This window comes from Ferroplasma sp. Type II (assembly GCF_000496155.1).
On sequence record NZ_KI542696.1, the window covers coordinates 1 to 11,345 of the forward strand.

The 11,345-nt window shown below is 39.0% G+C and carries 12 protein-coding genes and 1 pseudogene; 5 read left to right on the forward strand and 8 right to left on the reverse strand.

All coding sequences use genetic code 11. The annotated features are described in order from the left end of the window. Positions 1 to 332: 332 nt before the first annotated feature. Positions 333 to 1,358 (reverse strand): IS4 family transposase, encoded by a 1,026-nt coding sequence (locus AMDU4_RS02865; RefSeq protein ID WP_021786483.1) that lies wholly within the window; start codon positions 1,356 to 1,358, stop codon positions 333 to 335. A 150-nt stretch (positions 1,359 to 1,508) separates the two neighbouring features. Here AMDU4_RS02865 and AMDU4_RS02870 point away from each other — a divergent pair, with 150 nt between their 5' ends. Beyond that, a complete protein-coding gene (locus AMDU4_RS02870; protein ID WP_021786484.1) occupies positions 1,509 to 2,960 on the forward strand; it encodes a gamma-glutamyltransferase family protein in 1,452 nt (483 codons plus the stop codon). 21 nt (positions 2,961 to 2,981) lie between these two features. On the opposite strand, the gene AMDU4_RS02875 is transcribed toward AMDU4_RS02870, so the two are convergent. The 6 genes and pseudogenes from AMDU4_RS02875 to AMDU4_RS14130 all read right to left on the reverse strand — a co-directional run. Further along, positions 2,982 to 3,218, reverse strand: coding sequence for a MoaD/ThiS family protein (locus tag AMDU4_RS02875; RefSeq protein ID WP_021786485.1), 237 nt, complete (start codon positions 3,216 to 3,218; stop codon positions 2,982 to 2,984). Positions 3,219 to 3,221: 3 nt separating this feature from the next. Next, positions 3,222 to 4,169: a GTP 3',8-cyclase MoaA gene (gene moaA / locus AMDU4_RS02880; protein WP_021786486.1), complete on the reverse strand. Its 948-nt coding sequence runs from the start codon at positions 4,167 to 4,169 to the stop codon at positions 3,222 to 3,224. A 78-nt stretch (positions 4,170 to 4,247) separates the two neighbouring features. Then, positions 4,248 to 4,970 carry an ABC transporter permease gene (locus AMDU4_RS02885; RefSeq protein ID WP_290704020.1) on the reverse strand — a complete coding sequence of 241 codons (723 nt, stop codon included), beginning with the start codon at positions 4,968 to 4,970 and terminating at the stop codon, positions 4,248 to 4,250. After that, positions 4,960 to 5,799 (reverse strand): ABC transporter ATP-binding protein, encoded by an 840-nt coding sequence (locus AMDU4_RS02890; protein ID WP_021786488.1) that lies wholly within the window; start codon positions 5,797 to 5,799, stop codon positions 4,960 to 4,962. Before AMDU4_RS02890 ends, AMDU4_RS02885 begins: the two co-directional genes overlap by 11 nt. A 281-nt stretch (positions 5,800 to 6,080) precedes the next feature. Next, positions 6,081 to 6,881 (reverse strand): 5'/3'-nucleotidase SurE, encoded by an 801-nt coding sequence (gene surE, locus AMDU4_RS02895; protein WP_290704022.1) that lies wholly within the window; start codon positions 6,879 to 6,881, stop codon positions 6,081 to 6,083. Between the two features lie 226 nt (positions 6,882 to 7,107). Beyond that, positions 7,108 to 7,209, reverse strand: a pseudogene (locus AMDU4_RS14130) (IS481 family transposase); the annotation flags it as partial. A 157-nt stretch (positions 7,210 to 7,366) separates the two neighbouring features. On the opposite strand from AMDU4_RS14130, the gene AMDU4_RS02900 reads away from it, so the two are divergent. After that, positions 7,367 to 8,350 carry a homoserine dehydrogenase gene (locus AMDU4_RS02900; RefSeq protein WP_021786490.1) on the forward strand — a complete coding sequence of 328 codons (984 nt, stop codon included), beginning with the start codon at positions 7,367 to 7,369 and terminating at the stop codon, positions 8,348 to 8,350. A 3-nt stretch (positions 8,351 to 8,353) separates the two neighbouring features. Here the strand turns inward: AMDU4_RS02900 and AMDU4_RS02905 are convergent, their stop codons facing one another. Next, positions 8,354 to 8,725, reverse strand: a complete 372-nt coding sequence (locus AMDU4_RS02905; RefSeq protein WP_290704024.1) for a hypothetical protein — start codon at positions 8,723 to 8,725, stop codon at positions 8,354 to 8,356. Positions 8,726 to 8,901: 176 nt separating this feature from the next. Here AMDU4_RS02905 and AMDU4_RS02910 point away from each other — a divergent pair, with 176 nt between their 5' ends. The 3 genes from AMDU4_RS02910 to AMDU4_RS14135 all read left to right on the forward strand — a co-directional run. Beyond that, positions 8,902 to 10,089 (forward strand): transposase, encoded by a 1,188-nt coding sequence (locus AMDU4_RS02910; protein ID WP_021786492.1) that lies wholly within the window; start codon positions 8,902 to 8,904, stop codon positions 10,087 to 10,089. Between the two features lie 270 nt (positions 10,090 to 10,359). Then, a complete protein-coding gene (gene proC / locus AMDU4_RS02915; protein WP_021786123.1) occupies positions 10,360 to 11,145 on the forward strand; it encodes a pyrroline-5-carboxylate reductase in 786 nt (261 codons plus the stop codon). A gap of 43 nt (positions 11,146 to 11,188) precedes the next feature. Further along, positions 11,189 to 11,345, forward strand: a 157-nt coding sequence (locus AMDU4_RS14135; RefSeq protein WP_021786493.1) for a CoA transferase, incomplete at its 3' end; no start/stop codon positions are given.

Sequence of the window (11,345 nt, forward strand, 5' to 3'; positions counted from 1 at the left end):
GTTTTATCCATTCTTCTGTATTTATAGAACTTTCTAACACACATATAACTCCATAATCATCTATCTCAATATTTTCCGATATGTTCATATTAACAATCCAGTTTCCAATACTTAAGTTTTAGCATATGAATTTTCACCGAGATTCTCAGAATTTTTAAGTTCATGCATGATAATAGTACTCATGATTGCACATTTAAGTCCCGTTTATGTCACATGCTGGTGGAAAAGTCCATGGAAAAGCTTATTTTCAATGAAGGGGATTATAGCATGCTCTAGTTGTATGGAGTAGTAAGGGTCTCCTTATTCGGGGAGATCCTGCTGTTCAATTATGGTTATATCTTCACGGTTCCGTTGCCCGTTACATTTATTGCATTGATGGGCAGGTCTATGCCATGCCTGATCAACCTGACCATCTCCGGAATTCCCATCCAGTAGGACAGGGATGCCTGTATCATGAGGAGTATAACGTATGCAATCAGTGCTGAAAATATCTGAATGAGAATGCCGTTTATACTCTTCGAGATGAGATGGCCAATATTCAGGTATGTCTTCACTGTACGGAAAAAGATCTCAATTGACCATCTCTGGGAATATATCCAGTGGATGTAGAGATCAGGCAGATCAAATATGTCTGTGATGTAATCCTTTTGTTCTCCATCAATCTCCATGCTTACCAGCCTGAGGGTGAGTCCATTGCGGAACCTGATGATCCTGGAATGTGCATATGTTTTCAGCACCTCATAACTGGCGTTCTTCTTTATCCTGGTCACGAACATGATATTCCTTGCCTTAAGGTCCATGAACCTGCCAAGATTGTAATAGCCAAGGTCGAAGGTGAGTATTGACTGCTTCACAAGATCAGGATCTATACTGCCAAGAACCTCATCGAATGCCGGTGAGTCATTGAGGTTGGCAGGTGTTGCGAGAGATTCCAGTGGCAGTGTGAATGGGAAAAGAACTGCTGCCTCATGTATCTTTATCCCTGTTTCAGTCTTCTCCCTCCTGTACTTCCCGGATTCCTTTATGGCTGTGCGGATGAATGTTGAATCAATTCCTATGATGTTCAGGAACCTGCTGTAAAGGGAATAGTTGTGTGCCATTATGTACGGATACACAAGATTGTAAAATAACTCAACAAAGACCTGGTAAGGCCTTCCTGTATCCAGCTTGGAGAGCTGGGACTTGCTTACGCTGTTATCCATGGCCAGATCAGTCAGGTCCTTATGGTATATGGCTGACTGTACCATCATGAGTGCATGATCCAGGAGATCTATTTTCTTTGAATATTCATCTACGCCTGTAACAGCGGATATGTTTTCACAGGGAACTTTGAGTATTTTTCTGATGTCATTTCTCATAGACTATTAATTACATCATAGGATAAATATGACACCAGTCGGACAAACATTTAAGTATTAGAAACTGGATTGTAAAATGTTCTTATACACAACTATAAGTTAACATGCTTTTTTAAAATTCTTTAAATAGTTTAAATAAATATTTATTTTATGAAATATAATGTAGCCACTAGCCACCCGCTCAGCACCATGGCAGGACTGGAAGCACTGGAAAAAGGAGGAAATGCATACGATGCCATGCTTGCGGCGTCCTCTGCACTTGTTGTTGTCCAGCCTCAGTTTAATGGTCTTGGAGGAGATTTATTTGCAACAATAAAAGACGGTCGATATTACTGCATAAACGCAAGTGGATTCGCACCTGCCGCCGCCGATATAGATTTTTACTCAGGGCAGGGGTACAAAGAAATACCGAAACACGGACCTCTTTCTTCATTTTCAATACCCGGTCTCGTATCATCCTGGAAAATTGCAGCAGAAAAATCCACCATGGGCATAGATAAAAATTTCAAAAGGGCAATCCAGTTTGCACTTGAAGGATTTGAACCCAGCAGAAAGCTTGCAAGGGCAATAAAGAATTTCAATGATGGAGACAATGACTTCAATGAAATTTACAAGGATACAGATACGTGGCTTAAACAGGAAGATCTGGGGAATACCCTTGAGACACTGGTGAAAGAGGGTCTGGATTCATTTTACAATGGTGCTGTTGCAGATAAAATAGATAGCGACATGAGAGAAAAAGGCGGACTTATAAGAAAATCCGATCTTGCGGAATATAAAGCCGAAATATTGAGTCCCATCAGAATAAAATACAGGGAATACGATGTTTATACTAATCCTCCTGTTAGCCAGGGACTTACAGCGTCTGTATGGTTAAGGGACTTGAATGGCTATGATCTCTCTGGAATGGAGCATCAGGAATACTATGACACCCTCATAAAAACTATGCGCGATGCATACAATATCCGTAGGCAGTACATCTATGACGGAGTGAAGCTACCGGAAAATATAGAAGACCTGAAACCTGACAAATCTAGCCCAGGTAACGGGAATTCTAACATTTCCGATACAACTGCCTTTTCAATTTTTGATGGAAGCATAGAAATAAGCGCAATACAGAGCAACTATATGGGTTTCGGATCGGGGCATAATATAAGTGGAACGGGCATAAATATGAATAACAGGGGAAGCTACTTTTCACTGGATAGTGAAAACAGAAATCATCTTGAGCCAGGCAAAAAGACATTCCATACTCTAATGAGCGTACTTGCCTCCGGGAAAAAGGACATAATCCTTGGCAGCATGGGTGGTGACGTTCAGCCCCAGATAAATGTACAGATACTTTCGAGACTCATTGACCTTGGTTACAGTATACCGGATGCTATTGCCTACCCAAGATTTGCATATCCAGCATCTATCTACGGTGATTCTAAGGTTTACTATGAAAGCACACTGAGGCTCAACCATTATGAACCCGTGGACGACCTTAATGATATGATGGGGCATGCACAGGGAATTACCATCGACTCCGAATCGGAAGCCGGCGTTGACCCACGTGGAGATGGACTTCTACGCTATTTAAGGGAAAAATACTTCAAATAAATATGTAAATATCTCTACTGTCTATCCCCCACTGACCGGCGGGAAAAACGCTACTCTGTCATTTTCACGTAGTGGAATACCGGAGTAATATTCATTATTTACTGAAATAAGCAGATTACTAATGTTTCTCAATTCCGGATATTTGCTGAATATTTTTTCCGTTAATTCATCCATGCTTCCCCAGCTTATGTCGAAGGTTTCCTGGGCAGTTCCGGTTATATCTTTTACACGGGCAAAATATAAAACTGTTATCCTCATAAATCACCTCCAGTATGGTACTCTTGCCCTTACTGCCTCCCTGTACATTTTATCTATCTCTTCGTTATCCCCGAGTACATCCTTTATTTCAAAATAATCGTTTTCCCTCAGCAAACAGGTTTTAAACTTTCCGTCTGCCGTAACTCTTAATCTTGTACAGTGTTTGCAGAAATCAACGTTGCGCATTGGTTTTACAAATTCTATTTTGACTTTTCCATATTCTGTGTTAACAGTATACCTTTCCCTGTTGTGGAGGGGGTTATGTTCAACACTTTCAGCCTTCTGTTTTATCCGGTTTTCAACGGGTTCCAGTGGAACATGATATTTTATATATTCCTCACTATGCTCTTTCTCAACATTAGCCTCAAATTCTATTAGCTGGAGTATGCAATTGTTTTCAGCGCAGAATTTTATCATGCCGTCAACCTGATTTTCATTTATATTCTTCATCAGGACAAAGTTTATTTTAATGGGGCCCAGATCAGACTCCTTTGCAGCCTCTATGCCTTCCTTTACAACTGGCAGAAAGTTTTTCTTGGTATCAGTTATAAAGTGGAAATTATATTCATCTATGGCATGCAATGATATGTTAACTCTGTCCAGGCCAGCCTCCTTAAGCCCCTCTGCCAATTTTGGAAGCTCAACGCCGTTTGTTGTCAGTGATATGTTTCCTGTTATGTGTTTTCTTGTCCTACGTACGATTTCAAGTATATCTTCCCTTAAGAGCGGTTCTCCTCCAGTGAATTTAATTTTATTGACACCGTGGCGGGCTGCCACTTCAACCACATTTTCTATCTCCTCTGGAGTCATATACTGCATGCTTCTTTCTGTTCCCTCCATGTGGCAGAATATGCAGTGAAAATTACAGATTGCATTTAATTGTATCCTCAGGCTGTTTACCGGCCTGCCGAAGTTATCATAAAGCAGGTCTGAATGCACAGTATTCAACATATAAGCTCATATTGGCAGAAATGTATATAAGTGTTTCTTTGTGGTATGATACAGGAAATATATAAATAAGATTTTGTTCTAATTTTCTCTCCATCTGACAAGTATCCGTGCAAGAATGGTATAGCATATAGTTTCGATTATCAGTATATAAAACATTGAATCCATCATGGGAGAAAGCCCGAAAGCCCCCTGTACAACAACCGCTGCAGGTGTTGTGGGGGAAAGTGCAATAATATAAAGGAAATCTTTTGGTACGTAACCATATGGATAAAATGTAGGTGGCAATATGCTGGTGATAATAGTGAGGATACCAGTAATTCCCCATATGTTTCTCAAATGCTTGATTGAACCGGATATTATAAAGGATATGGATGTGGTAGATATTATCAGGAGAAGCATGACAAGGATCATCATTACAGAGTCATAGGAATTGAAAAGATGATACGCGGAACCCAGATAGATGTAGAGAATTATTCCAGGTACTGAAAAAACAAGGTAGCTTAATGTAAATGCAGCCATATAATCGAAAGGTGAGACCCTGCTTGGCACATAGAGATCCTGTATTCTCAGTTGAAGCCTGAAGAACGCTGAATCTCCTGCACCGGAAAGTCCAACCGTTCCCACGAAGGCTATTAAACCACCAACAATGGCAAATTTAACAAGTGCGCCATGGCTTAACACGAACACGAGAAAAAGCAACGTAAGGGGAGTTGCAAGGGAAGCTATTAGATATGACGGACCCCGGACTATTGTCTTGACACCGTAATACCACGCCATTGTCATTATAAATCTAAGATTCAAGGTTAACACCCCTTATTATAAATAAATCTTCAATAGAAATTTGTTTTATTGAATAATAAACCTTTTCATATTTCGTTATGTCAGATCTGTCAACATATTTTACATATATATTACCTATATTATAGGATCCTGGCATATGCTGTCTGGACTCTATTCTTACCTTTCCCCTTAATTCAAAAAGAAGTTCATCTGCGGTGCCTGAGCCAATAAATTTTCCAGAATCCATCATGTATATTTTTTTTGACAGTTCTGTTGCCTCCTCCATGTAATGCGTTGTCAATACCACATTTCCGGTAAGTTCCTTTATGGCACCCCATGTTTCCAATCTCGACAGGGGATCAAGACCGGTGGTGGGTTCATCTAAAAACACTGTTTCTGCATTGGAACCAAGTGCCATTGCAACAAACATTTTTCTTTTCATTCCACCTGATAGTTCATCTGTAGGGACATGCATTTTATTATCCATCCCCACACTTTTTAATGCCCTTATTGACTCCTGCTTAGCGGAATGAAAGGAAAATCCTTTTCCGGTAAGGTACATAAAAACCTGTTCATATGCTGTAAGTATCCCTATTGGGGCAGCTTCCTGTGGGATGCTCACTATTTTATTCCTGATCTTTTTCATGTCTTTGTTAACGCTAAGGCCATCAATATAAGCTTCTCCAGATGATGACTTAAGCTGGGTTGATAATATTCTTAATAATGTAGTCTTCCCTGCACCGTTCCTTCCTATTATGGAAACTATGCCACCCTCCAGATCCTGTGTTATGGAATCCAGTGCTTTCTGGTTCTTTCCGTATTCTTTTTCAAGATTCCGGATTTCTATCATTCTGGTTTATAAATTTCAACCATATATATGTTGCATTTTATTGCCTCACACATAAATCTGCCAGAAAGAATCACACTAAGTTTATGATGTGGATAAATTCTGGAATAGAATGTTTGAATAAGGCTTTAACTACTATGGAAAAGCATCAGTGGAGAAAAGAGAATTCAAGCCTAACGGAGATAATATAAGTCCATATGTATGTGTAAGTTCTGTCAGTGAAACAGGTATCCTCCAGGTTTTTGCATGATATAGACCGGCCAGTATTCTTTTGAATGTAAAAATTATATTATGCCATCTTCATTTTCAAGAATATTTTTTGTTATTTCAGCAAAAAATCTCTTTGTGGGCTCATAATCTGTTACAGTATGTCCATGTATGGAGAGGGGCGTGACAGAAATATTGTTCTCTTCCATCAATACATAGTAGTCTGTGTTTTTGTCATCCTGTTTTTCTATCGTATTCCCAAGCCAGTAGTAATCTTTTCCATTTGGGTCTTTGTTGTGTTCAAGATAATCATGGAATACATTTTGTGCCATGGGGACTACCTTTATCTTTGTTTCATCTGTAATCTTTTCCGGAAAGTTTATGTTTAATATATCAGCATTTTCAGGATATCCAACGTTTTTGAACGCCTCTATTATATATCTTGAATATATTCCTGCCTTGTAAAAATCAGAATCGTCATTGGAGTTTATCTGATCTGTCACCATTGAAAATGCCATAGACTTTATACCCTTCAATGCAGCCGCGATTGCTGCGGATATTGTTCCGCTGGCATATATTGAGCGCAGAGATATATTGGAACCCAAATTAATACCGCTAACCACAAGGTCTATCTTCCTGTTTTTCAGTATCACATTCTGTGCTACTGTAATTGTATCTGCCGGGTAACCGGATACAGAATACCCGTTAATTCCATATCTTTCAAGTGATTGTATTCTCATGGGTTTTGTAAAGGTAATACTCATTCCAGAGGCACTTCTCATACTGTCCGGTGCCACCATAACTGCCTCATCCACTATGGAAGCATTCTTATATAGCTGTTTTATGCCAACAGCATTAAAGCCATCATCATTTGTCACTAAAATCATAATATGCTTTATATATCACTATTATATTTAATTTTTATTGTAAATTTATGGTCATATTATCTCATGAAATTACTTTCTTTATATACCTTCTAAATTTCTGTGTTTTGATCTTATTACCTATTTTTCTTTTTATGTATGATTCCTCTGGTGTAACAATGTCCCTATATCAGACAGCAAATCATGCATTTTTTATAGTTTTAATTGCTTGTTGTTTCATCCATGTTTTAACGGAAGGCTTTAACCTTTTCATTTTATAATTTAATCTATCCAATTTACGCTCAGTTTTGGGATTGTAGACTCTTGCCAGTATATGCTTTATTTATTGTTATCAAGGCCAGGTATTATATTTACAGGTAAATTTGATAATGTTAATATTTTCTCGAAAATTCATTGTTTCACATTGAGTGAAACTGGATAAAACTATATTTTATAAAATCGCATAAGAAGTTTTATAAAATAAGTTATAATTAGCAGGAATGAATGTTTCTCTTGTTGGTTTGGGCCACATAGGAAAGGCTGTAGTAGGTATTTTAAATGAAAATCGTGGGTATTTCAAGAACAAATTTGGTTCCGATATTAATGTGATCTCAGTATCGGATTCAAAAACTACAATTTATAATAAAAAGGGGCTCAATCTTGATAAGGTTTTAATGTACAAGGAAAGAAAAGAACTTGATGAGGCTGCAGAGGTAATAAAAATTGATGATATTTATTCACTGCCATCAGACATAATTGTTGACATGTCCCCAGCAACAAAGGATGGCATTGCAGGCATGCGCATGTACAAAAATGCCTTTGAAAGCGGAAAACACATAGTCACATCAAATAAGGCACCCCTGGCTCTTCACTGGAAAGAAATTATGGAATCATCAGTTGCACATAAGAAACACATACTTTATGAATCAGCTGTAGGCGGGGGAGTGCCTTTGTTTAACCTTAACAGGTATTCATTGAAATCCTCAAATATTCTGGAGTTTAAAGGCCAGGTAAGTTCTACTATCAATTTTGTCCTTAACCAGCTTATGGCTAACGTTGACTTTAACGAGGCCATAAAAACTGCCCAGAACATGGGAATAGCCGAAACAGACTATCACGATGATACTAATGGACTGGATGGGGCAAGAAAGACTGTCATTATAGCCAACGCTCTTCTCGGGTTAGATTACACACTAAATGACGTAAAATATGAAGGGATAGAAAACTTGGGCAACATAGACTATATGAGAAATTCCGGTGAAATATATAGGGTACTTTCACACATTATACCGGGTCCAAAACCTGTTGTTGAGTCAAAAATATTCAGCATAAAATCCGGTGATTCACTGGCCGCAATGGATTCACTTTCAATGGGGTATCTTGAGAAAACCGATAACAATGATGACCTTACAGTATTTGAAAAACATGATGGCCCTCTTGAGACAGCAGCACAGGTGGTAAATGATATCCTATTACTGTCATAAATTTTAAATGAATAGGAAAAAGGCACCCAGTATTCCAGTGAAGATGAAGAATACAAACCACATAATTACTTCCATAACGGCCAGAATAAAGCTTCTTGCCATGCTTATATCATAAATTGAACTATAAGCATATAGAATAATAAATAGGGTAATTAAAAATGCCAGGAAGGTTCCAAAGACTGCAAGTGGTGCAAGGAGAAAGTGAAGTGCTATGGACAGAAATACAAGTATAAGTGCCGTTATTACTGTTGCTACTACGGCACTCCCGAAGGTTGCTGTTGACTTGTTTACTATTATAAGTGATGCAATATACATGGGTATGGACAGGATGGCTATTGCAATTAATAAAACAATTAATGCTATTAAGAGGGACATAGTATACTATGCAAATTTGTGCTATTAAAGATTTGCATTGTGTCACACTCTCCGCATGTCCAACCGGATCAGACATGCATAATTCACCGGCAATGTAGTTTATTACGATACAGAAGGTTCTGATTGCTTATCCATCATGGCAGACAAGTTAAAATTTGGGGGATTAATATTGTATTATGAAACAACAAAATAACCCCCCGATATGTAATGTAAAGGATACAAAAGAATTTTTCTCCTCAGCTATGAAGATCATGTTCACACCCACCATCAAGAGAAGGTCAATCTATACTGAAGGCGATGTATCAGGAACACTGAGGAATGCCATTGCGGATCATCTGTATGTTGAGACATACATAAGGAATTACGGAAATACAAGAACACCCTCAGGTGATACCATGTTCAGGCTGTTAAAGGGAATTGCCTCCGAATCCGGTTCACACAGGAGAAAAGGATCTGATATGGGTAAGAGCGGGAAAACAGTGAGAACTGGAATAGAGAAGATACAGTCACTGCTGGATCTCATCGTTAAGAAGGCAATCTCCATTGGTGCCTTCTCAACATCTGTGAATGTTGCCATAGACGAACATGACCATCCATATTACGGTACCGACAGCAGATACCTCATAGCTGTGGGTTCGAAGAAGTTCAGGGGTACAGACAAGGCATACAGATTTGCAACACTGGAATCTGTGAAGAAGGGTGAGAGGTTTGTACTTTCAGTCATGAGGCGTGATCAGCTTGACGGCATTGACAATTCCATGGAGGTAAGGACACTTATTGGGCATGCAGTGGATCTTGGAATAAAGATCAACATCATTCTCATGGATCGTGGCTACCTGGATGCAGGTGTGATGAATGATATAGATATCATGGGGATGAAATACATTGTACCTGCAAAGGACAATCCAAAGGTGTTGAGGTTCAAGAAAGAGGAGATGCATTACTCTGCAAAGAATGATCTGTCATTCCTTGTTGTGAATGACAGCATAGATTCAGGGAAAGAGGTGGCTAAAGCCAACTTCGTGCATGTGAGATACCACAGGGACGGAAAACTTCATGATTTCTGCTTTTACGCAAATATTGAGGTCACTGAGGACAATGTCGGGAATCTTGCAGAGATATACCGGGAAAGGTGGAGTATTGAGAATGGTTATGGAGAGAAGATGGTATTTGAGGAGAAGACACATTCCCCCGACATTGGCGTGAGATATTTCATATTCTATTTTTCAGTACTGCTCTATAACCTGTGGATTCTCATAAATCTCATGAGAAGGCTTTCGGAACTGACATGGCTCATATTCATGGATTTCGTAATAGGCATGAAAAGGGGGAGATGGGGATCAATAACCGGTGATTTTGGATAAAGTTGAAAGCAAATTCTGGGTTGAGAGGATGGAGAAGGAAGAGTAACAGCCATGGCTATGGCCACGAATCACATAAAGAGATGCTATCACTGTGAAAATGGACGATTCCTGTAGCACTGGATGCTGCATATCATAAGGTTCTGCAGGCATGCAGTCATGAAAAGTGACATAATATTGGTGAAAGAGGAAAATTAAGTGTTGGCTCTCAACACATGCGGAGAGTGTGTGTGTAATCGAAAAAGATAATATAATATCTTCCAATTATTGGCAATGAAAGCTTCAATTATAGGATTGGGCGTAGTGGGCCGCTCAATTGCAGAAGGAATAAAAAATGATTTTGAGGTTTCTCTCAGTTCAGGATCATTCGAAAAGTTAGAAAAATGGAATAAAGGCAGATTCAAGATTTTTGAAAACAATGTGGATAATGCAAAATACGGAGATATAGTTCTTCTCACTATAAAACCTAATATCTCTGATTCTGTAATGAATGAAATAAAGAATGCGGTGAAAGGCAAGCTTGTAATATCATTCATGGCCGGTGTAACATTATCGCACATAGAGGATGTTCTCAGGGAGTCCATGGTTGCCCGGGGCATGCCCAATATACCTATGCTGGTACAGAAATCCGTCACTGCATACAGTTACAAAAACCTTGACAGAGAACATATAGCCATATTAGAAAAGGTGCTGAAAGGCTTTGGATCCGCTATTGAAATAAACGAATCATACATGGATGCGGTAACAGGGCTAAGCGGCAGTGGACCTGCTTTTGTAGCCATTATGGCAGATTCAATGATAAATGCCGGGATACTGGCGGGCATACCAAAATTTCAGGCACGTGAGCTTGTAATAGACACATTCATTAATACCATGCTGCTCATGAAGGAAAGGGGGTTATCAGCATCCGATTTAAGGGATGAGGTGATGACTCCTGGAGGGACTACTGCGGCCGGAATATATGAAATGGAGAAGGCTAATGTGAGAACTGCCATAGCCAATGCAGTACTGGGATCATACAGACGTGCAATGGAATTAAACCAAAATTCAAGGGATTGATTATTTTCTGAACAAATTATATACCACAATACTATACTTTTTTATGGAAACAGTTATTGATGCCACAAGGTTAATTCCCGGTGCCATAACAACAAGGATTTTATGCGATATGGGATATAACATTATAAAATTAGAGGATACTGAGAGAGGAGATTATATGGATGATTTATCCCCCGGTGCCAGTGATTTCCTTAACCATG